This is a genomic window from Inquilinus sp., assembly GCF_057815775.1.
The window spans coordinates 1-22,062 of the sequence record NZ_JBYRFX010000789.1; the positions used below are offsets into that span (position 1 = coordinate 1).

The 22,062-nt window shown below is 69.5% G+C and carries 27 protein-coding genes and 1 pseudogene; 15 read left to right on the forward strand and 13 right to left on the reverse strand.

What is annotated here, in order from left to right:
• Positions 1-826, reverse strand: an 826-nt coding sequence (locus AC3XYG_RS27985; protein WP_489143156.1) for an NAD(P)H-quinone oxidoreductase, incomplete at its 3' end; no start/stop codon positions are given.
• Here AC3XYG_RS27985 and AC3XYG_RS27990 point away from each other — a divergent pair.
• The 3 genes from AC3XYG_RS27990 to AC3XYG_RS28000 all read left to right on the forward strand — a co-directional run bounded on the left by AC3XYG_RS27990 (position 801) and on the right by AC3XYG_RS28000 (position 2,678).
• A complete protein-coding gene (locus tag AC3XYG_RS27990; protein WP_489143157.1) occupies positions 801-1,226 on the forward strand; it encodes a DUF1192 domain-containing protein in 426 nt (141 codons plus the stop codon). The genes AC3XYG_RS27985 and AC3XYG_RS27990 overlap by 26 nt on opposite strands.
• A gap of 49 nt (positions 1,227-1,275) precedes the next feature.
• On the forward strand, positions 1,276-2,058 hold the full coding sequence (locus AC3XYG_RS27995) for a 3-hydroxybutyrate dehydrogenase (protein ID WP_489143158.1): 783 nt from the start codon (positions 1,276-1,278) through the stop codon (positions 2,056-2,058).
• A 161-nt stretch (positions 2,059-2,219) separates the two neighbouring features.
• Positions 2,220-2,678 carry an Hsp20 family protein gene (locus AC3XYG_RS28000; protein ID WP_489143159.1) on the forward strand — a complete coding sequence of 153 codons (459 nt, stop codon included), beginning with the start codon at positions 2,220-2,222 and terminating at the stop codon, positions 2,676-2,678.
• Between the two features lie 337 nt (positions 2,679-3,015).
• Here the strand turns inward: AC3XYG_RS28000 and AC3XYG_RS28005 are convergent, their stop codons facing one another.
• Positions 3,016-4,911: a propionyl-CoA synthetase gene (locus tag AC3XYG_RS28005; RefSeq protein ID WP_489143160.1), complete on the reverse strand. Its 1,896-nt coding sequence runs from the start codon at positions 4,909-4,911 to the stop codon at positions 3,016-3,018.
• Positions 4,912-5,086: 175 nt separating this feature from the next.
• On the opposite strand from AC3XYG_RS28005, the gene AC3XYG_RS28010 reads away from it, so the two are divergent.
• From AC3XYG_RS28010 to AC3XYG_RS28020, 3 genes are all read left to right on the forward strand, one after another.
• Positions 5,087-5,374: a hypothetical protein gene (locus AC3XYG_RS28010; RefSeq protein WP_489143161.1), complete on the forward strand. Its 288-nt coding sequence runs from the start codon at positions 5,087-5,089 to the stop codon at positions 5,372-5,374.
• Between the two features lie 98 nt (positions 5,375-5,472).
• The gene (locus tag AC3XYG_RS28015; RefSeq protein WP_489143162.1) at positions 5,473-7,092 is read left to right on the forward strand and encodes an acyl-CoA synthetase; all 1,620 of its coding nucleotides are present in this window, start codon (positions 5,473-5,475) and stop codon (positions 7,090-7,092) included.
• 156 nt (positions 7,093-7,248) lie between these two features.
• Positions 7,249-7,977 (forward strand): metal-dependent hydrolase, encoded by a 729-nt coding sequence (locus tag AC3XYG_RS28020; RefSeq protein ID WP_489143163.1) that lies wholly within the window; start codon positions 7,249-7,251, stop codon positions 7,975-7,977.
• Positions 7,978-7,984: 7 nt separating this feature from the next.
• Here the strand turns inward: AC3XYG_RS28020 and AC3XYG_RS28025 are convergent, their stop codons facing one another.
• Complete coding sequence (locus AC3XYG_RS28025) at positions 7,985-8,929, reverse strand: NAD-dependent epimerase/dehydratase family protein (protein WP_489143164.1); 945 nt, start codon at positions 8,927-8,929, stop codon at positions 7,985-7,987.
• A gap of 110 nt (positions 8,930-9,039) precedes the next feature.
• Here AC3XYG_RS28025 and AC3XYG_RS28030 point away from each other — a divergent pair, with 110 nt between their 5' ends.
• Positions 9,040-9,624: a TetR/AcrR family transcriptional regulator gene (locus AC3XYG_RS28030; protein WP_489143165.1), complete on the forward strand. Its 585-nt coding sequence runs from the start codon at positions 9,040-9,042 to the stop codon at positions 9,622-9,624.
• A 7-nt stretch (positions 9,625-9,631) separates the two neighbouring features.
• Here AC3XYG_RS28030 and AC3XYG_RS28035 read toward each other — a convergent pair whose 3' ends face one another.
• On the reverse strand, positions 9,632-10,966 hold the full coding sequence (locus tag AC3XYG_RS28035; protein WP_489143166.1) for an MFS transporter: 1,335 nt from the start codon (positions 10,964-10,966) through the stop codon (positions 9,632-9,634).
• A 238-nt stretch (positions 10,967-11,204) separates the two neighbouring features.
• Between AC3XYG_RS28035 and AC3XYG_RS28040 the strand changes: the two genes are divergently transcribed.
• Positions 11,205-11,708: a MarR family winged helix-turn-helix transcriptional regulator gene (locus AC3XYG_RS28040; protein WP_489143167.1), complete on the forward strand. Its 504-nt coding sequence runs from the start codon at positions 11,205-11,207 to the stop codon at positions 11,706-11,708.
• Here the strand turns inward: AC3XYG_RS28040 and AC3XYG_RS28045 are convergent.
• A complete protein-coding gene (locus AC3XYG_RS28045; RefSeq protein WP_489143168.1) occupies positions 11,705-11,845 on the reverse strand; it encodes a VOC family protein in 141 nt (46 codons plus the stop codon). The two genes, AC3XYG_RS28040 and AC3XYG_RS28045, sit on opposite strands and share 4 nt — an antisense overlap.
• Before the next feature lie 149 nt (positions 11,846-11,994).
• Here AC3XYG_RS28045 and AC3XYG_RS28050 point away from each other — a divergent pair, with 149 nt between their 5' ends.
• Positions 11,995-12,117, forward strand: coding sequence for a hypothetical protein (locus tag AC3XYG_RS28050; protein ID WP_489143169.1), 123 nt, complete (start codon positions 11,995-11,997; stop codon positions 12,115-12,117).
• 76 nt (positions 12,118-12,193) lie between these two features.
• On the opposite strand, the gene AC3XYG_RS28055 is transcribed toward AC3XYG_RS28050, so the two are convergent.
• Complete coding sequence (locus tag AC3XYG_RS28055; RefSeq protein WP_489143170.1) at positions 12,194-12,604, reverse strand: DUF2000 family protein; 411 nt, start codon at positions 12,602-12,604, stop codon at positions 12,194-12,196.
• 101 nt (positions 12,605-12,705) lie between these two features.
• Between AC3XYG_RS28055 and AC3XYG_RS28060 the strand changes: the two genes are divergently transcribed.
• Positions 12,706-13,566, forward strand: coding sequence for an AraC family transcriptional regulator (locus tag AC3XYG_RS28060; RefSeq protein WP_489143171.1), 861 nt, complete (start codon positions 12,706-12,708; stop codon positions 13,564-13,566).
• Here AC3XYG_RS28060 and AC3XYG_RS28065 read toward each other — a convergent pair.
• The gene (locus tag AC3XYG_RS28065; protein WP_489143172.1) at positions 13,524-13,907 is read right to left on the reverse strand and encodes a hypothetical protein; all 384 of its coding nucleotides are present in this window, start codon (positions 13,905-13,907) and stop codon (positions 13,524-13,526) included. The two genes, AC3XYG_RS28060 and AC3XYG_RS28065, sit on opposite strands and share 43 nt — an antisense overlap.
• An 11-nt stretch (positions 13,908-13,918) precedes the next feature.
• Between AC3XYG_RS28065 and AC3XYG_RS28070 the strand changes: the two genes are divergently transcribed.
• Positions 13,919-14,095, forward strand: coding sequence for a hypothetical protein (locus tag AC3XYG_RS28070; protein ID WP_489143173.1), 177 nt, complete (start codon positions 13,919-13,921; stop codon positions 14,093-14,095).
• Between the two features lie 53 nt (positions 14,096-14,148).
• Here AC3XYG_RS28070 and AC3XYG_RS28075 read toward each other — a convergent pair whose 3' ends face one another.
• Genes AC3XYG_RS28075 through alkB form a run of 4 tightly spaced genes read right to left on the reverse strand, consistent with a single transcriptional unit; the run spans position 14,149 to position 17,949 of the window.
• Positions 14,149-15,279, reverse strand: a complete 1,131-nt coding sequence (locus tag AC3XYG_RS28075) for an NAD(P)/FAD-dependent oxidoreductase (protein WP_489143174.1) — start codon at positions 15,277-15,279, stop codon at positions 14,149-14,151.
• On the reverse strand, positions 15,276-16,463 hold the full coding sequence (gene uxuA, locus AC3XYG_RS28080) for a mannonate dehydratase (RefSeq protein WP_489143175.1): 1,188 nt from the start codon (positions 16,461-16,463) through the stop codon (positions 15,276-15,278). Before uxuA ends, AC3XYG_RS28075 begins: the two co-directional genes overlap by 4 nt.
• Positions 16,464-16,476: 13 nt before the next feature.
• Positions 16,477-17,250: an oxidoreductase gene (locus AC3XYG_RS28085; protein ID WP_489143176.1), complete on the reverse strand. Its 774-nt coding sequence runs from the start codon at positions 17,248-17,250 to the stop codon at positions 16,477-16,479.
• A 45-nt stretch (positions 17,251-17,295) separates the two neighbouring features.
• A complete protein-coding gene (alkB, locus tag AC3XYG_RS28090; protein WP_489143177.1) occupies positions 17,296-17,949 on the reverse strand; it encodes a DNA oxidative demethylase AlkB in 654 nt (217 codons plus the stop codon).
• A gap of 161 nt (positions 17,950-18,110) precedes the next feature.
• Here alkB and AC3XYG_RS28095 point away from each other — a divergent pair.
• Positions 18,111-18,275: pseudogene (locus AC3XYG_RS28095) on the forward strand (glutathione S-transferase N-terminal domain-containing protein); the annotation flags it as partial.
• A gap of 187 nt (positions 18,276-18,462) precedes the next feature.
• Complete coding sequence (locus AC3XYG_RS28100) at positions 18,463-18,753, forward strand: glutathione S-transferase C-terminal domain-containing protein (protein ID WP_489143178.1); 291 nt, start codon at positions 18,463-18,465, stop codon at positions 18,751-18,753.
• A 154-nt stretch (positions 18,754-18,907) separates the two neighbouring features.
• On the opposite strand, the gene AC3XYG_RS28105 is transcribed toward AC3XYG_RS28100, so the two are convergent.
• Positions 18,908-20,743, reverse strand: coding sequence for a chloride channel protein (locus tag AC3XYG_RS28105; protein WP_489143179.1), 1,836 nt, complete (start codon positions 20,741-20,743; stop codon positions 18,908-18,910).
• 161 nt (positions 20,744-20,904) lie between these two features.
• On the opposite strand from AC3XYG_RS28105, the gene AC3XYG_RS28110 reads away from it, so the two are divergent.
• Together AC3XYG_RS28110 and AC3XYG_RS28115 are read left to right on the forward strand one after the other, a co-directional pair.
• Positions 20,905-21,078 carry a hypothetical protein gene (locus tag AC3XYG_RS28110; protein WP_489143180.1) on the forward strand — a complete coding sequence of 58 codons (174 nt, stop codon included), beginning with the start codon at positions 20,905-20,907 and terminating at the stop codon, positions 21,076-21,078.
• 105 nt (positions 21,079-21,183) lie between these two features.
• Entirely contained in the window at positions 21,184-21,342 is a 159-nt protein-coding gene (locus tag AC3XYG_RS28115) for a DUF3309 family protein (protein WP_489143181.1), read from the forward strand.
• Between the two features lie 48 nt (positions 21,343-21,390).
• Here the strand turns inward: AC3XYG_RS28115 and AC3XYG_RS28120 are convergent.
• Positions 21,391-22,062: ATP-dependent helicase C-terminal domain-containing protein (locus AC3XYG_RS28120; protein ID WP_489143182.1), on the reverse strand; the 672-nt coding region annotated here is incomplete at its 5' end.

A 22,062-nucleotide genomic window follows, 5' to 3' on the forward strand; every position in this document is an offset into this window, starting at 1 on the left:
TGCGCGGCCGCAGCGTCGATCCGGTCAGGGTCAGCCGCTTGGCCATCACCTTCTGCAGGTCGATCTCGACCTTCATGCCCTTCTGGAAGGCGATGCTGACCTGACGGCCCTCGACCGCCAGCGCATCGATGTTGCGCGGGATGTAGTCGCCGCCGACCATGTCGAGGATGACGTCGACGCCGCGGCCGCCGGTCTTCTCCTTCACCACCGCCACGTAATCCTGGGTGTGGTAGTCGATGGCGACATCGGCGCCCAGCTCGGTACAGGCGCGGCACTTCGCGGCACTGCCGGCGGTGGCGAAGACGACGGCGCCCCAGGCCTTGGCCAGCTGGATCGCGGTGGTGCCGATGCCGCTCGACCCGCCATGCACCAGGAAGCTCTCGCCGGTCTGCAGCCGGCCGCGGTCGAACACATTGGTCCAGACGGTGAAAAAGGTCTCCGGCAGGCCCGCCGCCTCGGTCGCGGACAGCCCCTTCGGGATCGGCAGGCATTGCGGTGCCGGGGCGACGCAATATTCGGCATAGCCGCCGCCGGCGAGCAGGGCGCAGACGGGATCGCCGACCGACCAGCCGGTCACGTCAGGGCCGATCGCCGCGACGTTGCCCGCCACCTCCAGCCCCGGCAGCGGGCTGGCGCCCGGCGGCGGGTTGTAGTTGCCGCGGCGCTGCAGCACGTCCGGCCGGTTGACGCCCGCGGCGGCGACCTTGATCAGGATCTCGCCCTTGGCCGGCACGGGCAGCGGCATCGTCACCGGCTTCAGCACCTCGGGGGCGCCGGGCGTCTCGATCGCGATCGCGGTCATGGTGTCGGGCAAGGGGCTGGTCATTGCTCACACTTCCGTCTGCGGGATGGGGGCGGATCATGACCGAAATGTCATCCGGTCGTCACCCGATCGTCGTGCGGCGCGGCCTAAGGTCGCCCGTCGACTCTTGTACGCGAAGATGGGGGCACAATCACGCTCCGGGCTTGCCGATCCCCGCGTCGCCCGCGAGGATTGTTCATCCGGTGTTGAAGGCATGGGCCGCTGTCGAAGGAGATGGGCGATGGACCCCGAGGATCTCGAACCCCGCAACCGCAAGGCGCCGCCGAAGCCGCTCGATGCCCTGTCGGTCGCCGATCTTGAAGCGTACATTGCCGATCTGGAGGCCGAGATCGCCCGCGCCCGCGGCGTGATTGCCGGCAAGCAAAGCCACAAATCGGTGGCGGACGCGCTGTTCAAGCGCTGAACCGCCCCGACGCCCCCCCACCAAACCTGTAATCCAAGGAACGGACCCCATGTTGAAGGGCAAGGTTGCGATCGTCACCGGATCGACCAGCGGCATCGGACTCGGCATCGCCAAGGTGCTGTCGGGCCAGGGCGCCGACCTGGTGCTGAACGGCTTCGGCGATGCCGCCGAGATCGAGGCGATCCGCAGCGGGATCGAGCGCGATCATGGCGTGCGCGTGGTCTATGACGGCGCCGACATGTCGCAGGGCGATGCGGTGCGCGGCCTGATCGCGGCGACGGTCGAGAAGCTCGGCCGGGTCGACATCCTGGTCAACAACGCCGGCATCCAGTTCACCGCGCCGGTGGAGGAATTCCCGGCCGCGAAATGGGACGCGATCCTGGCGATCAACCTGTCGGCCGCGTTCCACGGCATCGCCGCGGCGATCCCGGTCATGAAGCAGCAGGGCTGGGGCCGGATCATCAACATCGCCTCGGCGCATGGCCTGGTGGCGTCGACCCACAAGGCGGCCTATGTCGCGGCCAAGCATGGCCTGGTCGGGCTGACCAAGGTGGTCGGGCTGGAGAATGCCGGCAACGGCATCACCTGCAATGCGGTCTGCCCGGGCTGGGTGCGCACGCCGCTGGTGGAAAAGCAGATCGACGCCATCGCCGCGCAGAAGAACATCAGCGTCGCGGATGCGGCGAAGGAACTGCTGGGCGAGAAGCAGCCGTCGATGACCTTCGTCACGCCGGAACAGCTGGGCGGCACCGTCGCCTTCCTGTGCTCCGACGCCGCCGACCAGATCACCGGCACGGCCATCTCGGTCGATGGCGGCTGGACCGCGCAGTAAGCAGGGTGCCGGGGGGCGCCAAAGCGGCGCCCTCTTGAACCCGCAATTCATCCTCCCCAGATCGATGATCGTGGCGGCGCCCAGACGGGGTCGCCACGATCGCAACCCTCGGCGCGACCATTCCGGTGCGCCGTTTCGGTATCGCTCAACGGAGGATATCCATGCGTACCCTTGACCTTTCGCCGCTGTTCCGTTCGACCATCGGCGTCGACCGCGTTTCCCGCCTGCTCGATTCTGCCCTGCAGTACGACACCGCGGCCCCGACCTACCCGCCCTACAACATCGAGAAGACCGGCGACGACGCCTACCGCATCACCATGGCGGTGGCCGGCTTCGGCGAAGACGAGATCGAGATCGTGACCTCCGAGGGCACGCTGGCCGTCCGCGCCAAGGCGACGACCTCCGAGGAGCAGGAGAAGGGTCGGACCTTCCTGCATCGCGGCATCGCCGGGCGCGCCTTCGAGCGCCGCTTCCAGCTGGCCGACTACATCAAGGTCGGCGGCGCGTCGCTGGTGAACGGCCTGCTGAACATCGATCTGGTGCGTGAAGTGCCGGAGGCGCAGAAGCCGCGCACGGTGAAGATCGCTGTCGGCCCGGCGCCGAAACAGCTCGCCGCCTGAGGCAGATCCTGACGAAATCCGGCTGATCGAGGGAGGCGGGCCGTCGCTCGCGGCCCCCTTCCGGCAACCGGACAATAAAAAGAGGGCCGCTTTTTGCGGCCCTCGTTTTTTTGAAGCCTCGCCTGCTCAACTCGAGCATTGCGCGACGATAGGTTCGGCATCGCCGCGGCGTCAAGCCCCCGTTTGGGTCAGAAAAACCCTGTGTTTTGAATGATTTTCACGTGTTCACGAGCAGGGGGCTCGGGGCGCTCCATCGGAAGCGCGGCAAATGATCGTAAAAATGTAATATTTCTGAGGGGTTGTCATTCCCGGCTCACATGGGATTGCAGCGGGAACGTTACCGCCGATTATAGCCCGATCGCTGCAAAGTCACGCGAATTTCATCGAGAATCACGGGATCGTCGATCGTGGCTCGCGTGGTGTAGGGCAGCGAATCGGCGATTCGGGCCATGGTGCCGCGCAGAATCTTGCCCGACCGGGTCTTCGGCAGGCGTTCGACGATCATCGCCGTCTTGAACACGGCGATCGGGCCGATCTGGTCACGCACCCGCTGCACCGCCTCGGCCGCGATCACGTCGTGCGGCCGATTCACCCCCGCCTTCAGCACGAGGAAGCCGAGCGGCACCTGGCCCTTGAGGTCGTCCGCCGCGCCGATCACGGCGCATTCGGCGATATCGGGATGGCCGGCCAGCACCTCCTCGATCTGCCCGGTCGACAGGCGATGGCCGGCGACATTGATGACATCGTCCACCCTGCTCATGACGAAGACATAGCCATCAGAATCGATAAAGCCGGCATCGCCGGTGGTGTAGAAACCGGGAAAGGCCTCGAGATAGGCGGTGCGGAAGCGGGCTTCGGCCTGCCACAGCGTCGGCGCCGATCCCGGCGGCATCGGCAGTCGGCAGGCCAGCACGCCGATCTCGCCCGCCGCCATCTCTGTCCCGTCCGGCCCCAGCACGCGCACGTCCCAGCCCGGCATCGGCTTGGTCGGCGACCCCGGCTTCACCGGCATCGGCTGCAGCCCCATCGGGTCGGCGCAGATCGCCCAGCCAGTCTCGGTCTGCCACCAATGATCGATCACCGGCACCTGCAGCAGTCGTTCGGCCCAGGCCAGCGTGTCCGGATCGCAGCGCTCGCCGGCCAGGAACAGGGTGCGGAATCGGCTTAGGTCGTACCCCGGCAGCAGCTTGCCCTCCGGGTCGTCGCGCTTGATCGCGCGGAAGGCGGTGGGGGCGGTGAACAGCACGCTGACGCCATGATCGGCGATCACCCGCCAGAAGGCGCCGGCATCCGGCGTGCCGACCGGCTTGCCCTCGTACAGCACCGTGGTGCAGCCGGTCAGCAGCGGCGCGTAGACGATATAGGAATGGCCGACCGCCCAGCCGATGTCGGAGGCGGCCCAGTAGACTTCCCCCGGCTGCACGCCGTAGACCGCCCCCATGGTCCAGGCCAGGGCCACGGCATGGCCGCCATTGTCGCGGACGATGCCTTTGGGCTGGCCAGTGGTGCCGGAGGTGTAGAGGATGTAGAGCGGGTCGGTCGCCTCGACCATCACGCAGCCTGCCGGTTCGGCCGCCGCCTCGGCCGCCGCCCAGTCATGGTCGCGGCCCGGCACCATCGCCGCGGCGCATTGCGGCCGCTGCAGGATCACCGTGGCCGGGACCTTGTGCTTTGCCAGGTCGAGGGCGGCGTCGAGCAGCGGCTTGTAGGCAATCACGCGGGCGATCTCGATGCCGCAGGAAGCGGAAACGACCAGCTTCGGCGTGCAGTCATCGATCCGCGACGCCAGCTCGGGCGCGGCGAAACCGCCGAACACCACGGAATGCACGGCGCCCAGCCGGGCGCAGGCCAGCATGGCGATCGCCGCCTCCGGCACCATCGGCATGTAGACCACCACCCGGTCGCCGGTGCCGACGCCGAGATCGCGCATCACCCCGGCGAAGCGGGCGACGCGGTCGGTCAGCTCGGCATAGGTGAAGCGCAGCACCGTGCCGGTGACCGGGCTGTCATAGATCAGGGCGATGCGGTCGCCATGGCCGGCGGCGACGTGGCGGTCCAGCGCGTTGTGGCAGGTGTTCAGCCGCCCGCCGGCGAACCAGCGGGTGAACGGCGCGCGGCTGTCGTCCAGCACCCGGTCCCAGCGCCGGTCCCAGTCGATCGCCGCGGCAGCGTCGCCCCAGAAGCCTTCGGGGTCATCCAGGGCACGGCGATAGGCCTCGTCATAGGCTCCCATGGCTCTTCCTCCCGGGCGGTTCCGCCCCACACCGGAACATGAACCGCATTGACGCCACTTTTTCTCGAAACCCTAGCGCCACTCGGCCGTCGGGGCGAGGGGCGTGATCCGCATCACCGCGGAACCGGGAACCCCATCGGGGATGAAGACGTTCTCGGAGGCGTCAGGAGGGGAGATGATCCGAATCCGCAAGACCTTGATGATCACCGGCCTAGCCGTCTTCACCACCACCCTCGGCGGCATGGCACATGCGGCGGAGCAGGCCTGCACGCCCTGGCTCTACTTCGATCCGGTGACCAAGGAACAGACAGTGCTGTGCCTGGCCACCACCGCGGACCATCCGCCGGTGACGACGACCGGCCCGCGGCACCTGATCCAGATCGAAGGATCGGGCCATCACCAGCACCGCCCGTCGACTGATGTCGCGATCCGGCCAGCGTCGGACGCGCCCGGCCAGCCCTGATCGAGGGATTCCACCGGACACTGGGCCCCAACAGCGGGCGATGTCAGACTGTCGCCGTGCGAACAGTCAGACTGTCGCCGCGAACAGGGGGGCCGGCGATGCCGCATGTCTACGACACCGATCTCGACCGCAATGCGGCGAACCATGTGGCGCTCACGCCGCTGTCCTTCCTCGGCCGCGCCGCGCTGGCGCATCCGGACCGCCCGGCGGTGGTCTATGGCGCGGTCACGCGGAATTGGCGCGAGACGGCCGAACGCTGCCGCCGCCTTGCCTCCGCCCTCTCACGCCGCGGCATCGGTAAGAACGACACGGTCGCGGTGATGGCGCCGAATATCCCGGAGGCGTTCGAGGCAACCTTCGGCGTGCCGCTGGCCGGCGGCGTGCTCTGCGCCCTCAACATCCGGCTCGACGCCGCGGCGATCGCCTTCCAGCTGCAGCATTCCGGGACGAAGATCCTGCTGGCCGACCGGGAATACGGGCCGGTGGTGCGGGCGGCCCTGGCCGATCTGGCAGCCCCGCCCCTGGTGGTCGACATCATCGACCCGGCCTGCGACGGCGAATCGGTCGGCAGCCTGACCTATGAGGACCTGCTGGCCGAAGGCGATCCGGCCTGGGACGGCGTGCGGCCTGACGATGAATGGGATGCGGTCGCGCTGAACTACACCTCGGGCACGACGGGCGATCCCAAGGGCGTCGTCACCCATCACCGTGGCGCCTATCTCAACGCGATCGGCAATGTCGTGACCTGGGCGATGCCGCATCACCCGACCTATCTCTGGACCCTGCCGATGTTCCACTGCAACGGCTGGTGCTTCCCCTGGACCATCACGGCCCTGGCCGGCACCCATGTCTGCCTGCGGCGCATCAGCGGCCGCGACATCTATGCCGCCATCGCCGATCACGGCGTCACCCATCTCTGCGGCGCGCCGATCGTCATGGGCATGCTGCTGAACGCACCGGCCGAAGACCGGCGGGATTTCCCGCAATCGATCCAGATGATGACCGCGGCCTCGCCGCCGCCGGCTTCGGTGCTGGAGGGCATGGCCCGGCTGGGCGTCAAGGTCACCCATGTCTATGGCCTGACCGAGGTCTACGGCCCCGCCGTGGTCTGCGACTGGAAGGCGGAGTGGGACGGGCTGCCGGCGGCGGAGCAGGCGCGGCTGAAGTCGCGCCAGGGCCTGCCCTATGTGGTGCAGGAAGGGCTGATGGTGGCCGATCCCGACACGCTGGAACCGGTGCCGGCCGATGGCGAGACCATGGGCGAGGTCTTCATGCGCGGCAACATCACCATGAAGGGCTATCTGAAGAACCCGGCCGCCACCGCCAAGGCCTTCGCCGGCGGCTGGTTCCACACCGGCGATCTCGGCGTGATGCACGCGGACAGCTATGTCGAGCTGAAGGACCGGTCGAAGGACATCATCATTTCCGGCGGCGAGAACATCTCGACCATCGAGGTCGAAACCGTGCTGTACCGCCATCCCGCGGTGCTGGAGGCGGCGGTGGTGGCGCGGCCGGACGAGAAATGGGGCGAAACCCCTTGCGCCTTCGTCACGCTGCGGCCGGGCGCGAGCGCGACGCCGGAGGAGATCATCACCTTCAGCCGCCAGCACCTGGCGCATTTCAAATGCCCGAAGACCGTGGTGTTCGGCGACCTGCCCAAGACCTCGACCGGCAAGGTCCAGAAATTCGTGCTGCGGGAGCAGGCCCGGGCGCTGTAGAGAGTCGGTGCGGCCCTCGCGGCCCACCGCTTCCTTCCTTGTCATGCCCGGACTTGATCCGGGCATCCAGAGGCTGTCGACATATCCTGGATTGCCGGGTCAAGCCCGGCAATGACAGAAGGAGGGAGCGGCTCACAGCAAGAGAACGAGACCCCCATGACCGCCGACCAGATCGAGATCACCTTTCTCGGCCATTCCAGTTTTCGGCTGGAGCAGCGGGGCGGGCCGGTCGTGCTGATCGACCCGTGGCTGGCCGACAACCCGATGTGCCCGCTGGCGCTGAAGGTGCCGGACCGGGCCGACCTGGTGCTCGTCACCCACGGCCACACCGACCATCTCGACTCCGACATCGTCGGCCTGCTGCGCCGCACTGGGGCCACCCTGGTGGCGCCGGGGCCGGTGCTGGAACATCTCGAGGCCGAAGGCCCGGACCTCAAGCTCGAGGACATGGGCAAGGGCGGCAACCTGGAATTGCGCGGTGTCGGCATCACCATGACCGATGCGGTGCACAGCGCCTGGATGCGCGATGCCACGGGAAAGATGATGCGGCCGCATGAATCGACCGGCTTCGTCGTCCATCTCGGCGGGGTCTCGATCTACCATGCCGGCGACACGGCCCTGTTCTCCGACATGGCGCTGATCGGGCGGCTGTACCGGCCGCAGGTGGCGATCCTGCCGATCGGCGACCGCTACACCATGGGCCCGCGCGAGGCGGCGGTGGCGGCCGAACTGGTCGGCGCGCCGGTGGTGATCCCGATGCACTTCGCCACCTTCCCGTTCCTGACCGGCACGCCCGAGGCCTTCGCCGCGGCGCTGGAGCCGATCCGGGGCGTGCGCATGCGCCAGGTGCAGCCGGGCGAAACCGTGACGGTTGCGGCGCTCTGATCCCGGGTCAGGCCTGCGCCGCGGCGACGACGCTGCGGCGAAGGCCCTCGGCATAGGATGTCTTGGCGATCGGGCCCAGTAGGGCCTGCAGCGCGGTGTCGTCCATTACCACCGGGTCGGTCCACAGATAGTGCATCTCGACCAGCTCGCGCAGCAGCGGACTGAACAGACCGGCCAGGCGCAGGCCCAGCTTGCCGATCACCATCCGCTTCGGCTTGCGGCCGCCGGCGGCGAAGGCGAGGTCGGCCGCCTCGCGCGCCGTGATGGTCCCCGGCCCGGCCAGGTGCCAGACCCGGCCCCAGGCCTCGTCCCGCGCCACGAGGGCCGTGACCACCGGCCCGGCATCGGGCACGTAGATGAATTCATGCGGCCGGTCGATCGGGCCGATCATCTGGGCCCTGCCGCCCTTTGCCGCCGCCACGATCACGCTCTGCAGCATGCTGCGCTCCACCCCCGGGCCGTAGAAATCGGGCAGGCGCAGCACCGCGCCGCGGATCCGGCCGGCGGCGTCCGCCTCCAGCACCAGGTCTTCCTGCGCCTTGCGCATCCGGCCCTTGAAGGTGTGCGGCCGGCGCGGATGGTCCTCACGCACCGGCATGGTCTGCGGCCGGCCATAGGCATAGACCGTGCCGATCAGCAGCAGCCGGGCCACGCCCTCGGCGATCGCGCCGTCCAGCACCTGGCGCATCACCACGGGATGCTGGCTGAACTGGTGATACTCGACCCCGACCAGGTGGATGATCGTGTCCATGCCGTGGGCGGCGGCGCGGACCGACGCCGGATCGTCCGGCGTCCAGGTCACGATCTCGGCCAGCGGATCGGCACCGAAATCCCGCTCCAGCGCCGCCCGCGACCGGCCGACCACGCGATAGGGGCGATTCTCCGCCCGCAGTGCCGCGGCGATGCTGCGGCCGATGGCGCCGGCGGCGCCGAACAACGCGATCCCACCCATTTGCCGATCTCCATGAACGACGATCTATTAATGAACAATGTTCACTGAACGATGTTCATAATCGCGTTGACGGGGCACTGTCAATCGGCAACCATCGCGGCATGGGCACGATGGAACGACGAGCACGGGACAAGGCGGCACTGCGCGAGCGCATTCTCGACGCGGCGCGGGCGATCGCGCTGCGGGAGGGATTCCAGGGGCTGACCATGCGCAAGCTGGCCGCCGCGGTCGAATACGCGCCCGGCACGATCTACCTGCATTTCGACGGCCGCGACGCGATCGCGCGCGAATTGTGCCTGGAGGGCTATCAGGCGTTGCTGGCGGCGCTGCAGCCGGCGGCCGGTATCGCCGATCCGCGGCAGCGGCTGGCGGCGCTGGCGCAGGCCTATGTCCGTTTCGGCCTGGAGCAGCCAGAGATGTACCGGCTGATCCTGATGGAAGATCCGAAGCTCTTTGAAGCGCTGTACCAGGAAAGGCCGATCGACGACGGGAACGGCCCCGGCACCCATGCCTTCGGGCTGCTGGTGCAGGTTTTCGCCGATCTCGGCGCGGCGGCGCCGGAATGCCGGGCCGAGGTGCTGTGGGCGACCCTGCACGGCATTGTCAGCCTGACGCTGACCTGCGCCCACTTCCTGCGCACCCCGGCCGACGACCTGGTCACGGCGGCGCTGGAGCGGGAACTGGCGACCGCCTAACGGCGGGTCACCGCGACTGCTGCGGCAGGCCGGCCGGGGCCGGCTCGGCGGCTGGCTCCGCCGCCATCAGGTCGGTGCCGCGGGTCTCGCGCGACAGCAGCACGCAGATGATGCCCGGCACCGCCATCAGCCCGGCATAGACCGCCACCGCCTGCGGCGTGCCGGTCCAGCCCAGCAGCAGCGTGCCGATCAGCGGCGCCACCGAGCCGCCGACCACCGACGCGATCTGGTAGCTGACCGACATCGCGGTGTAGCGCACCCGGGTCGGGAACAGCTCGGTGAAGAAGGCCGACATGCTGCCGACGATGATGCCGTGGCAGGTCAGCGTCAGCAGGGTGACGTGCAGCACCGTCTCCGGTGCCACGCCCGGCGGCAGGCTGAACAAGAGGACGCTGGCGCCGATGCCGCCGACGAGGCCTAGCACCATCACCGGCCGCCGGCCGAGCCGGTCCGAGGCATAGGCCGCGACCATGATCACCGCGACCTCCAGGATCGAGCCCCAGAACAGCGCGTCGACCCCAACATCGCGGGCGAGACCGAGGAACTTGACCGTCAGCACCAGGAAGAAGGTGGTGAACAGATAAAACAGCGTGTTCTCCGCCGCTTTCACCAGGAACACCTGGCCCATCGGCCGCAGGAAGTCGTGGAACGTCTCGGCCAGCGGTGCCGGCGGCACCGCACGGCGCTCGGCCGCCAGCTTGGCGAAGGCCGGCGATTCCTCGATCCGCCGCCGCATCCACAGGCCGAGCGCGACCAGGACGACCGAGAACAAGAAGGGCAGGCGCCAGGCCCAATCGATGAAGCCGGCCTCGCCGAACCGGGCGGTGATCAGCGAGATCGTCGCCGCCGCCAGCACATTGGCAGCCGGGCCGCCGACCATGGGGAAGCTGGTCCAGAAGCCGCGGCGCTTGCCGGGCATGGATTCGGCGACGATCAGCAGCGCGCCGGTGGCCTCGCCGCCGACCGCGATGCCCTGCAGGATGCGCAAGGTGACCAGCATGGCCGGCGCCAGCCCGCCGACCGAGGCATAGGTCGGCAGCAGCCCCATGGCGAAGGTGGCGGCACCCATCATCAGCAGGCTGACCACCAGGGCGTTCTTGCGCCCGATCCGGTCGCCCAGCGCGCCGAAGATCAGCCCGCCCAGCGGCCGGGCGATAAAGCCGATGGCGAAGGTGCTCAGGCCCAGCAGCACCCCGACCAGCGGGTCCTGGGTCGGGAAGAACGCCTTGTCGAACACCAGCGCGGCACAGAAGGCGAAGATGAAGAAATCGTACCATTCGATGATGGTGCCGATGGCGGCCGCAAACAGCAGCCGGGCCCGTTCCGCGATGGTGGTCTGCATCTCTTCCTCCCCTGCTCCTGGCTGCTGCCCGTCGGGTGCGGGCTTGCTTTGGCCTGTCGGCTGCGTAATGTCGGACAATTTTGCGGAGGCCGGCCCTTTCCCGCGTATCGCGCTGGTGCGATGGTCGTGGGTCGGGTTCTCCGTTTGGCCGGTCCAATTTCGGACGGCCGGTGTTAAAGATGACCAAATTTCGTTTCATATGAAACGAATGTCAAGAGACGGCGGGGAGGCCGGGACGATGCGGGCGACGAAGCGGGATCGGGACGAGGGCAGGACGGTGAAGTTCGATCTCGAGGCGTTCCTGCCCTATGAGCTGTCGGTGGTCAGCAACCGGGTCAGCCGCACCTTCGCCCGGCGCTATGCCGATGCCTTCGGCCTCAGCATCCCGGAATGGCGGGTGATGGCGATGGTCGGCCGCTACGCGCCGCTATCCTCGAACCAGATCTGCGAGCGCACGGCGATGGACAAAGCCAAGGTCAGCCGCGCGGTCAGCCGGCTGATCGAGGCGAGGCACCTGGCCCGCAGCACCAACCCGCAGGACCAGCGGCTGATCCAGCTGACCTTCACCCCCGCCGGGCGCCGGATCTACGACGCCATCGTGCCGCTGGCGCAGGAGATCGAGGCCGAGTTGATGGCCGCCTTCGCACCCGGCGAGCGCGAGATGCTGCGGGCGCTGCTGCACAAGCTCGACGCCCGCGTCAGCGGCCTCGGCACGCCGCCCGATGCCGGCGGGGAGGATTAATCGGCTGGGCCGGCGAACAGGATCAGGTTGCCATCCGGATCCAGCACGATGAAGGTCCGGGCGCCCCATGGCTCCGTCCGCAGCGGCTGATGGAACGGCACATCGGCGGCCTGGGAAATCGAGAAAGAGCTGCTCAATCTCGTCCGCGGTGTCGACGGTGATGGAGGCGGAGAGCAGGTGCTCGCGCTGCCGGATGTCGCCGACGAACACGGGCTCGCAGACCAGCCGCAGGGCCAGCTGTGCCTGGTCGCGCCGGACCTGACCGTAGAACGGCGGCTCGCCATAGGTGAAGTCGATCGCGAAGCCCAGCCGGGCGACGAAGAAGTCGCAGGACGCCGTGATGTCGGCGACGAACAGCTGGGCCGAGGTCGAACTGAGAACGGGTCCGGTCGTGTCGGTCATGGCGTGAGCCCTGCGCAGCCCCGGAACGGTGCCCGGCCAGCCGGGGGCTGTCAACCGCCGCCCCTTCGCCGGTTGCGCCCGGATCAGGGGTGCAGCTTCAGCCCCTTCAGCACCTTGTCGACATCCTTGCGGTCCTCGTGCAGGGCGAAGCCGACCAGGTCCAGCGCCTCGGCCGGCACCGCCCTGACCGCGGCGCGGTTGGCCTCGTCATGGCCGGTCGCGAACAGCGCCTCGGTGTAGATGGCCAGGCGCAGGTTGCGGGCCACGGCGCGGGCATGCGCCGCCTTCAGCGCCTCCGCCGTGCCGGCGAAGACCAGCACCGGCTGGCGGAACATCGGCAAATATAAGTTGCCCGATCCGTCCTGGTACGGCGCGCCGATCAGCTCCGGCTTCACCGCGGCCAGTCCGCTGACGGTGAAGGCGGTCACGTTCAACTTCTGCCAGATCGGCAGGTCCTCGCGCAGCGCCACCGCGATCTTGGTGTCGAAAACCATGCATCCTCCTTGGATCGCGGCGATGCTAGGGGCCGGCAGGCGCATCCGGCTTGTACGATCGTGCTGTGGCGGCGGCCCCCGGCGCGGCCTAATATGCGGCCATGGATACGGGCGAGTGGATCACGGTCGGGATGGACCGGCGCTTCGGTGTCGAGCGCCTGCGCGCGCATTTCACTGCGCACAGTTATGAGCGCCATGCCCATGAGACCTATGCCATCGGCCTGACCGAGGCGGGGTCGCAGAGCTTCCACTGCCGCGGCGCCACGCACCGCACCCGGCCGGGGTCGATCATCACCTTCAACCCGACCGAACTCCACGACGGCCACGCCACCGGCGCCGAGGGGTTCCTGTACCGCATGCTCTATGTCGAGCCGCAGACGGTGGCGTCGGTGCTGGACGATGCCGGCATTCGCCTGCCCTGGGACATGGCGCTGCCGGCGACGCTGTCGGAGGATCCGGCCCTGGCCGTGCTGATCGCCGATGCCGCGCGGGCCTTCGCCGAGCCGGGGGCGACGCTGGCACGGTCGGAGACGCTTGCGGCGATGGTGGTCGGGCTGGCCCGGCGCCAGGCCGGGGCGCCGGCGCCGCGCACCAGTCACCCTGGAGATGCCGCCCTGGCCCGGGCGCGCGACCATCTGCACGCCCATCTCGGCGACGACATCACGGCGGAAGACCTCGCCGCCGTGGCGGGCTTGAGCCGGTTCCACCTCTCCCGCTCCTTCGCCCGGCGCTATGGCGCCGCGCCGGCCACCTATCTCCGCTGGATCCGGTTGGAACAGGCCAAGCGGATGCTGGCGGCGGGCGAGCCGGCGGCCCAGGTGGCGGCCGCCACCGGCTTCACCGACCAGGCGCATCTGACCCGGCGCTTCAAGGGCGCCTATGGCGTGACGCCCGGGGCCTTCCAGCGCGCGGCACGAATTCAGCCGGGATTGCAGCAGCCGGAGAGCAGCTTTCCGTCGTAGAAGATCGCGATCTCGTAGGGATCGTCGTCGTCCGCGTCCGACATGCTCTCGACGCAGCTGTTGTTGGTGATGACGGCGCGGATCGAGCCATCCGCGAAGGCGGCCCCCGCCATCAGCGTCGTGTTGCGGCTCGCCTGCAGCGTGTAGCGGGAGGCGATCTCCCGTCCGTCACCATCCGAGAACCGGGCATTGCCCTTCGCGTCGAGCGTCAGGCTCCAGAACGGCTCGGAGCCGCCGCAGGCCAGGGGCGCGGCCGGGGTCTCGACCGGCGCCGCCGCCTGGACGGACCCGGCAGCCAGAAGGGCGACGCCGGCGGCAAGGATCGCGGCGGCAGGTGTCATGAAGTCCCCCGATGAGCATCATCAGCGCGATTCCGCGCGCGGATTGCGGCGACATTGGGCCCGCCATGGTCGCACCTCCGCAATCTCCTTCATTGTCATTGCCGGGCTTGACCCGGCAATCCAGAGAATGTCGACAGTCTCTGGAAGCCCGGATCAAGTCCGGGCATGACAATGGTGAGGAAAACTGAAAGATCCGAGTTAGATATGGTGATAAGTTGGATTCGCTTCTCGCGAACTCAACCTACGCGCCGGCCAGTCCCAGCCGCTCCACCACCTCGTCAGCGATCGACAGGCTGGAGGTCAGGCCCGGGCTCTCGATGCCGAACAGGTTGACCAGCCCGGCCACGCCGTGCGCCTCCGGCCCCTGGATCACGAAATCCGCCGCGGCGGCGCCGGGCGGGGTGATCTTCGGGCGGATGCCGGAATAGTCCGGCTGCAGCGCCCCGTCCGGCAGTGCCGGCCAGTAGCGGCGGATGGCGGCGTAGAAGCTCTCCGCCCGCGCCGGGTCGACGCGATAGTCGAGCTCCGCGACCCATTCGACATCCGGGCCGAAGCGCGCCCGGCCGCCCAGATCGATGGTGGCATGGGTGCCCAGCCCGCCGGGCACCGGCACGGGGTAGATCAGGTGGCGGAAGGGCGGGCGGGTCGACAGGCCGAAATAATTGCCCTTGGCCAGATAGGGCTGCGGCACCGATGCCTCGGCCAATCCGGCGATGCGGCGGGCGACGGCGGGGGCCGACAGGCCGGCCGAGTTCACCACTCGCCGAGCCAGCAGCTCCATGCCGCCATCCTCGGTCGCGATCTGCAGGTGCAGCCCATCTGATGTGACTGCGGCCGATTCCAGCCGGCTGTGAGTGGCGATCATCGCGCCCCGCGCCTCGGCATCGCCCAGCAGCGCCAGCATGAAGCCATGGCTGTCGACGATGCCGGTCGAGGGCGAGAACAGCGCCGCGGTGCAGGCGATCTCCGGTTCCAGCGCATGCGCCTCGTCGGCGGTCAGCGGCTGCAGCGCGTCATCCGCGCCGGTCAGGCCGTTGGCCTGCGCCCCCGCGGCGATCCTGGTCAGGGTCGCCGCCTCGGCCTCGTCGGTCGCGACGATCAGCTTGCCGCAGCGCCGGGCGGTGACGCCATGGTCGTCGCAGAAGCGGTACAGCGCCCGCCGGCCGGCGACGCAGTGCCGGGCCTTCAGGCTGCCCTGGGGGTAGTAGATGCCGGCGTGGATCACCTCGCTGTTGCGGGCCGAGGTCTCGGTGCCGAAGGCATCCGCCGCTTCCAGGATGATGACCTCCTGCCCGGCCAAGGCCAGCGCCCGGGCGACGGCGAGGCCAACCACCCCGGCGCCGATGACGACGGTATCGACGGTGTCGGTCATGCCGCGCCGCGCAATTGGGTGATCGCCCGGGCGACGCCGCGCAGCTCGGCCAGGCCCTTCAGCCGGCCGACCAGGGAATAGCCGGGGTTGGTCTTCTTGCCGACATCGTCGGCCAGCAGATGGCCATGGTCGGGCCGCATCGGGATCTCCCAATCAACCTGGCCGGCGGCCTTGCGCGACCGCTCCTCGGCCAGCAGCGCGTCGATCACCGCCACCATGTCGGCGCCGCCTTCGAGATGCTGGTCCTCGAAGAAAGAGCCGTCGGCTTCGGTGGTGACGTTGCGCAGATGGGCGAAGTGGATGCGGGCCGAGAATTCCCGCGCCATCGCCGCCAAGTCGTTGTCGGGGCGCGAGCCGTAGGACCCGACGCACAGCGTCAGCCCATTCGCCGGCCGATCGACCATGGCCAGCACGGTGCGGGCGTCGGCGGCGGTGGAGACGATGCGTGGCAGACCGAACAGCGGGAACGGCGGATCGTCCGGGTGGACGGCCAGCCGGGCGCCGGCTTCTTCCGCCACCGGCACCACGGCGGCCAGGAAGGCCTTGAAGTTGGCGCGGAAATCGTCGGCGGTGATGCCGGCATAGGCGGCCAGGCGGCGCTCGAACCCGGCCCGGTCGTTGACCGCGCCGGCGACGCCGGGCAGGCCGGCGATAATGGTCTTCTCCAGCTCGGCCTGCTCGCTCTCGCTCATCGCGGCGACACGATCGCGGGCGCGGGCCAGCACGTCGGGCCGGTGGTCGGCCTCGGCGCCGCGGCGCTTAAGGATGAAGGCGTCATAGGCGGCCATGTCGACCGCGTCGAAGCGCAGGGCATAGCCGGTGGTGGGCAGTCGCCACAGCAGGTTGGTGCGGGTCCAGTCGACCACGGGCATGAAGTTGTAGCAGACGGTCCGCACCCCGGCGGCGGCGACGTTGCGCAGCGACTGGGCGAAGGTCGCGATCGCCTCCGCTGCACCCGCGCCGCCGGTCTTGACCGCGTCGGGCAGCGGGATGCTCTCCACCACCGACCAGGCCAGGCCCTCGCGCTCGATCACCGCGCGGCGCTCGGCGATCTCCTCGGCCGGCCAGACGCTGCCATCCTGGCGGTGATGCAGCGCGGTGACGATGCCGCTCGCCCCCGCCTGCTTGACATGGTCCAGCGTCACCGGGTCGTTCGGGCCGAACCAGCGCCAGGTCTCCTTCATCGTCTGCCGTCCCTCATCGCGTGTTGATCTTGTTGCGGCCGACCAGCGGATACTGCTCGACCTCGTACACCTGTCCGGTCACCGGCGCGGACCGGTCGGACAGCCAGAACACCGCATGCTGCGCCACCTCGTCCGGCTGCAGGATGCGGCCGATCGGGGCGAAGGCAGGCGGGATGTGCTCCGGCCAGTCGTCGGGCCGGCCCTCGCGGCGCTGTATCGCGCGCTCGGTCTCGGTCAGGGTCCAGCCGACATTCAGCTGGTTGACCCGGATGCGCTCGGCCGACAGCGCGTCGCCCAGGTTGCGCGTCATGGTCATCAGCGCGGCCTTGGACATCGAGTAGACCAGCAGGTTGTCCTGGCCGCACAGCGCGTTGACCGAGCCGATGTTGACGATGGCGCCGCCGCTGCCCCGGTCGCGGAAGGCGGCCACCGCCGCGCGGCACAGCAGCAGGGGCGCGCGGGTGTTGACGGCGAAGATGGCGTCGAAGGCGGCGTCGTCGGCCTGTTCCAGCGTGGTGCGGGTCAGGGCTGCCGCGTTGTTCACCAGCCCGTCGATCCGGCCATGGGCCCGCCGCACCGCCTCGATCACCGTCGCCGCCGCATCCGGTGCGGTCAGGTCGGCCAGCACCGTGGTGGCATCGCCCAGTTCTGCCGCGGCGGCGGCCAGAGCCTCCGCCTCGATCCCGTGCAGCACCACGATGGCGCCTTCGGCCTGCGCCGCCCGGGCGATCGCCAGGCCGATGCCGGACGACGATCCGGTGACCAGAATGACCTTGCCCTGAAGCATCGCGCCGTCCGTTCCCCTGCAACCGACCCCGTCTTCATACCGGGATCACTGGGCCTTGCGAAAGGTCAGGTTTATCCGCTGCCGGCCCAGAATCGCATGGCTGCCGTCAGGCAGCGGCGCGACTCCGTGGAAGGCCAGCCGCGCCGGGCCGCCCCAGACCGCGACATCGCCATGTTCGACCCGGAGCTTGCGGGTCGGGTCGCTGCGCTGCAGGCCGCCGAACAGGAAGGTCGCGGGCAGGCCGAGCGAGACCGAGACGATCGGCGCGCCGGTGTCGCGTTCGTCGCGGTCCTGGTGCAGCGACAGGCGGGTGCCCGGCTCGTAGCGGTTGATCAGGCAGGCATCGGGCACGAAGCCGTCGAAGCCGGCCCGGGCCGCCGCGCGTGCCGCCAGGTCCAGAAAGGCGGCCGGCATCGGCGGCCAGGGCCGCTCGTGGATCGGGTCCTCGGGGTCGTAGCGATAGCCGGTGCGGTCGCTGACCCAGCCGACCGCGCCGCAATTGGTCATCGCCACCGACATCAGGTAGCCGCCGGGCGTCACCAGATGACGGAACGGCGCGATGGCAGTGACCCGGTCGACCTCCGTCATCAGGGTCGCGGCCACATCGCCGGCAAAGCCGCGCAGCAGCACCGCGCCCTCGGCCAGCGTTTCCTCCCGTGGCCCCGGCCCGGGCAGGTTGTCGAACAGGTCGGCCGTCATCCGCCTCTGGTCCTCATCATGGAGTGACGGAAGCGACTCTAGCCGAACCAGCCGCCGTCGGCATTCCATCCCTTGCGCTCAAATCCGGCGCAAGAACCGGAGTGTTCGCGATGCCGCCCGGCGCGATCATGCGGAACCAACGCCGAAACCGGGATTGCCGCATGATCACCCTCTACGACTACCTGCCGTCGCAGAACGCCTACAAGGTCCGGCTGCTGCTGAGCCATCTGCGGCAGCCCTACCGGACCGAGATCGTCAGCATCTTCGAAGGCGAGGGCCAGCGGCCGGAGTTTCTCGCGGTCAACCCGACCGGCGCGGTGCCGGCGATCCGGCTGGAGGACGGCCGGGTCATCGCCGAATCCAACGCCATCCTGTTCTTCCTGGCCGACGGCACGCCCTATTGGCCGGAGGATCGCTTCACCCAGGCCAAGGTGCTGCAATGGCTTTCCTTCGAGAATGACTACGTCCAGTCGACGGTGGCGACGCTGCGGCACTGGGTCATGACCGGCAAGCGTGCTCGCCGCCCGGCCGCCCTGGGTCGAGGGCAAGCGCACGGGATCGCTGAAGACCCTGGCGACCCTGGATCGCGAACTCGCCGGCCGGCCCTGGCTGGCCGGGACGAGCTACAGCATCGCCGACATCGCGGTCTTCGCCTATGTCCACCGGGCGGAGGAGGCGGAGCTGGCGCTGGCCGATTATCCCGCCATCGTCCGCTGGATCGACCGGGTCCGGGCGCAGCCGGGCTTCCTGGCCGAGACCTTCCCCTATTCGATCGATCCGCATTCCGCCGGCGAGCTGCCGTGATGCCGGGCCTTAGAGACTGTTTGGAAACGTGTTGGCGTGAGTCGGCTGGTGGTGGTTTCGAGACCCGGCGCGCAGCGGACATGGTCGTCCGTGAGCACCGGAAGCGCAGAAGCCGCCATCAGACGGCCGCGCCGGCGCGTTTCCAAATGGTCTCTTACTCGGTCGAGCGGAACCAGCGTTCACCGGCATCCTCGGCCCGCCGGCGCTCCAGCTCCTCGCTGTAGCGGCGCAGGGCGTAGGCCTCGCTGAGATAGCCGATGATCCGCCGCTCCTGCGCATCGCTGACGACAGGCAGGCTTTCCGCCTCGGCCGCATGGAACAGCTCCAGCGCCGTGCGGATGGTCTGGCCGGGCAGCAGCATATAGGCTGCGGCATGGCGCAGCGTGCCGATCTCGGTCGTCTCCGTGTCGGTGTCGTGGTCGGAGTTGTGGATGTCGGACACCAGCGCCTGCCCGGCGGCACGGCCGTCGCGGTCGGTCAGGAACACGCGCTGGGTCGACCCGACCGGGAACTGCTTTCGGAAATCGGCGATGGTCGTCGTCTCCGGCACCACGCGCGCATCGCGCCGCATCAGCTTGGCCACGGTCAGGTCGCGGATCCAGCCGACATCCTGGGCGCCGCGGATCGCCTCGCCGCGCAGATGGAAGCGCCAGGTGGCGAAGGAATAGCCGAACAGGTGCCGCACCACCGCCGCGGCGACCACCACCCCGACCATCACGCCGATCGAGACCGAGAAATCGTCGGTCAGCTCCAGCGCCAGGAAGATCATGGTCAGCGGCCCGCCGATTACGGCGGCGGCCATCGAGGCCATGCCGACCAGCGAATAGGCGAGGTGTTCGACCGGGTGTCCCGGCATGGCCAGCGCCGTGAGCTGGGCGACGATGCCGCCGAACAGGGCGCCGGTCAGCAGCGAGGTGAAGAACAGGCCGCCGCGGAAGCCGGCGCCGAGCGAAATCGCCGCCGCCGCGGTCTTGGCCACCAGCAGCGCGGCCAGGGCGCCGAGCGGCGGCGCCATGGTCAAGTCGGCATGCAGTGCGCCGTGGCCGGAGCTCAGCACCTCGGGGAAGCGCAGGGCCAGCAACCCGACGAACAGCCCGCCGACCGCGGGCCGCAGGATCTGCGGCAGCGCCAGGCGGCGCATGCCCGCCTCGGTCCAGGTCACGCCCTGCATCATCAGGATGCCCAGGCCGGCCGCGGCCAGGCCCATGACGACGAAGATCGCATAGTCCATGGCGTGCAGGCCGGTGGTCCAGGTCACGTCCAGGAACGGCCCGTCATTTAGCAGCAGCCGCTCGACCACGGTCGCCGACAGGGCCGCGGCCACCACCGGGGCCAGCGTCGCCGAGGTGTAGGCGCCCATGATCAGCTCGAAGGCATAGAAGGTGCCGGCCAGCGGCGCGTCGAAGGCGGCGGCGATGGCCGCCGCGGTGCCGCAGCCGACCAGGGTGCGCAGGTCGGCGCGGCGCAGCCGGAAGATCTGGCCGATGCGCGAGGCGAAGCCGCCGCCGAGCTGGGTGTAGCCGGCTTCCATCCCGACCGAGGCGCCGACGCCGCTCGACATCAGGGTGGCGCCGGCGACGACGAAGCCGTCGCGCAGCGACATCCGGCCGCCGTAGAGGGCATTGGCCTCGATCGGGTCGACCGGCGGCCGCGGTCGCCAGCGGCCGATCAGCCACATCACCACGCCGAAGGCCAAGCCGCCCAGCACCGGCACCAGCACTGTCAGGACCGGCGAGACGTCGAAACTGGCGCTCAGGCGCTGGCCGCCCGGCAGCCGGAACAGCGTCTCGTGGAAAGCCTGCAGCCCCCAGCGCAGGGCGACGACGCCGAGCCCGACGGCGATGCCGATCGCCACCGCCACCAGCGGCAGGGCGATGTCGTTGGCACGAACGGCGCTGCGCAGCCGGGTCCAAAGATGCAGCCGCCACCATCGCCCGCGCGGCTGTGGCGACGGGGGCGGGGGCGCATCTTCGGCGTCAGGCAGGGCCATGGTGGTCGCCGTCTCGGGAGGTTTTGTCCTTGTGGCCGAGCCGGGCCTCCGGCGCAAGGGATCGGGCTCGACGAATGGTCGCATGGGAGCTATCCGGAAAGCGATCCAGCATCGTCCGGCCCGCGGGGTCGGGCCTGGCATCGCATCGACCGGAAGACATCATGGTCCTGATCGGCTGTTTCCTGCCCTTTCTGCTCGCCATCGCCGGCGCCGTGATCGGCCACCTGATCGGCAGCGGCACGATCGGCCTGTGGGGCATGGCGATCGGCTTCGCCGCCGGCCTGGCCCTGGCCGCGATCATCGGCCTGGTGGCGATGCGGGCGAAGAACGGCTGAGGCCCCTGTCAGCCTGCGATCGCGGCGAAGCCGAGCCCGGCGGGAACCGATATTTCCCATGCCCTGTTGAGGACATCAGCACGAACAACGGCAAGGAGCGCCGCCATGGGCATCGGTACCATTCTGCTGATCATCCTGATTCTCATGCTGATCGGCGCCTTTCCGTCCTGGGGGTACAGCAGCGGCTGGGGCTATGGCCCCAGCGGGCTAATCGGGGTGATCGTGGTCATCCTGCTGATTCTGGTCCTGATGGGACGGATCTAGCGGAACAAGACAGGGGCGGGGCCGGCGACGGTCCCGCCCCTTGCCGTTTCAGGTGCCGCGCGGCTTGGCCCGGGCGGTAGCCGGGGCGGCCAGCGGGTCGTCCGGCCAGGGGTGGCGCGGGTAGCGGCCCCGCATCTCCTTGCGCACCTCGGCATAGCTGCCGGCCCAGAAGCCGGCGAGATCGCGGGTCACCTGCAGCGGCCGCCCGGCCGGCGACAGCATGTGGATCGCGATCGGCACCCGCCCGCCGCCGACCCGCGGCGTCTCGGCCAGGCCGAACAGCTCCTGCAGCTTGACCGCCAGCACCGGCTGGGCCGGGTCGGCATAGTCCAGCGTCGCCCGCCGTCCCGTCGGGATCGGGATCGTCGCCGGCGCCAGCGCGTCGAGCGCCCGCTGCCGCTCCCAGCCCAGCGCCGTCGCCAGGATCTGGGCGAGGTCGAGCCGGTCGAGGTCGCCGCGCCGCCGCATCCCGGCCAGGTGCGGCCCCAGCCAATCCTCCAGCCCTTTCGCCAGCGCCGCGTCCGACCAGTCCGGCCAGGCCTCGCCCTCGAGAGCATGGGCGAAACCGACCCGCCGGCGCAGCGCCGCGGCCCCGTCGCGCCAGGGCAGGGCGTCCAGCCCCAGTCGGCGCACGCCCTCCAGCATCGCCGCCGCCACCGCCTCGGGCGCCGGCTTCGGCAGGGCGGCATCGGCCAGCACCAGTGCGCCCAGCCGGCGCTG

What these genes read in the sequence shown, in the direction of transcription:
- AC3XYG_RS27990 (WP_489143157.1), top strand. Translation starts at nt 801, where the DNA reads ATGGTGTCGGGCAAGGGGCTGGTCATTGCTCACACTTCCGTCTGCGGG.
- AC3XYG_RS27995 (WP_489143158.1), top strand. Translation starts at nt 1,276, where the DNA reads ATGTTGAAGGGCAAGGTTGCGATCGTCACCGGATCGACCAGCGGCATC.
- AC3XYG_RS28000 (WP_489143159.1), top strand. Translation starts at nt 2,220, where the DNA reads ATGCGTACCCTTGACCTTTCGCCGCTGTTCCGTTCGACCATCGGCGTC.
- AC3XYG_RS28005 (WP_489143160.1), bottom strand. Translation starts at nt 4,911, where the DNA reads ATGGGAGCCTATGACGAGGCCTATCGCCGTGCCCTGGATGACCCCGAA.
- AC3XYG_RS28010 (WP_489143161.1), top strand. Translation starts at nt 5,087, where the DNA reads ATGATCCGAATCCGCAAGACCTTGATGATCACCGGCCTAGCCGTCTTC.
- AC3XYG_RS28015 (WP_489143162.1), top strand. Translation starts at nt 5,473, where the DNA reads ATGCCGCATGTCTACGACACCGATCTCGACCGCAATGCGGCGAACCAT.
- AC3XYG_RS28020 (WP_489143163.1), top strand. Translation starts at nt 7,249, where the DNA reads ATGACCGCCGACCAGATCGAGATCACCTTTCTCGGCCATTCCAGTTTT.
- AC3XYG_RS28025 (WP_489143164.1), bottom strand. Translation starts at nt 8,929, where the DNA reads ATGGGTGGGATCGCGTTGTTCGGCGCCGCCGGCGCCATCGGCCGCAGC.
- AC3XYG_RS28030 (WP_489143165.1), top strand. Translation starts at nt 9,040, where the DNA reads ATGGAACGACGAGCACGGGACAAGGCGGCACTGCGCGAGCGCATTCTC.
- AC3XYG_RS28035 (WP_489143166.1), bottom strand. Translation starts at nt 10,966, where the DNA reads ATGCAGACCACCATCGCGGAACGGGCCCGGCTGCTGTTTGCGGCCGCC.
- AC3XYG_RS28040 (WP_489143167.1), top strand. Translation starts at nt 11,205, where the DNA reads ATGCGGGCGACGAAGCGGGATCGGGACGAGGGCAGGACGGTGAAGTTC.
- AC3XYG_RS28055 (WP_489143170.1), bottom strand. Translation starts at nt 12,604, where the DNA reads ATGGTTTTCGACACCAAGATCGCGGTGGCGCTGCGCGAGGACCTGCCG.
- AC3XYG_RS28060 (WP_489143171.1), top strand. Translation starts at nt 12,706, where the DNA reads ATGGATACGGGCGAGTGGATCACGGTCGGGATGGACCGGCGCTTCGGT.
- AC3XYG_RS28065 (WP_489143172.1), bottom strand. Translation starts at nt 13,907, where the DNA reads ATGACACCTGCCGCCGCGATCCTTGCCGCCGGCGTCGCCCTTCTGGCT.
- AC3XYG_RS28070 (WP_489143173.1), top strand. Translation starts at nt 13,919, where the DNA reads ATGAGCATCATCAGCGCGATTCCGCGCGCGGATTGCGGCGACATTGGG.
- AC3XYG_RS28075 (WP_489143174.1), bottom strand. Translation starts at nt 15,279, where the DNA reads ATGACCGACACCGTCGATACCGTCGTCATCGGCGCCGGGGTGGTTGGC.
- uxuA (WP_489143175.1), bottom strand. Translation starts at nt 16,463, where the DNA reads ATGAAGGAGACCTGGCGCTGGTTCGGCCCGAACGACCCGGTGACGCTG.
- AC3XYG_RS28085 (WP_489143176.1), bottom strand. Translation starts at nt 17,250, where the DNA reads ATGCTTCAGGGCAAGGTCATTCTGGTCACCGGATCGTCGTCCGGCATC.
- alkB (WP_489143177.1), bottom strand. Translation starts at nt 17,949, where the DNA reads ATGACGGCCGACCTGTTCGACAACCTGCCCGGGCCGGGGCCACGGGAG.
- AC3XYG_RS28105 (WP_489143179.1), bottom strand. Translation starts at nt 20,743, where the DNA reads ATGGCCCTGCCTGACGCCGAAGATGCGCCCCCGCCCCCGTCGCCACAG.
- AC3XYG_RS28110 (WP_489143180.1), top strand. Translation starts at nt 20,905, where the DNA reads ATGGTCCTGATCGGCTGTTTCCTGCCCTTTCTGCTCGCCATCGCCGGC.
- AC3XYG_RS28115 (WP_489143181.1), top strand. Translation starts at nt 21,184, where the DNA reads ATGGGCATCGGTACCATTCTGCTGATCATCCTGATTCTCATGCTGATC.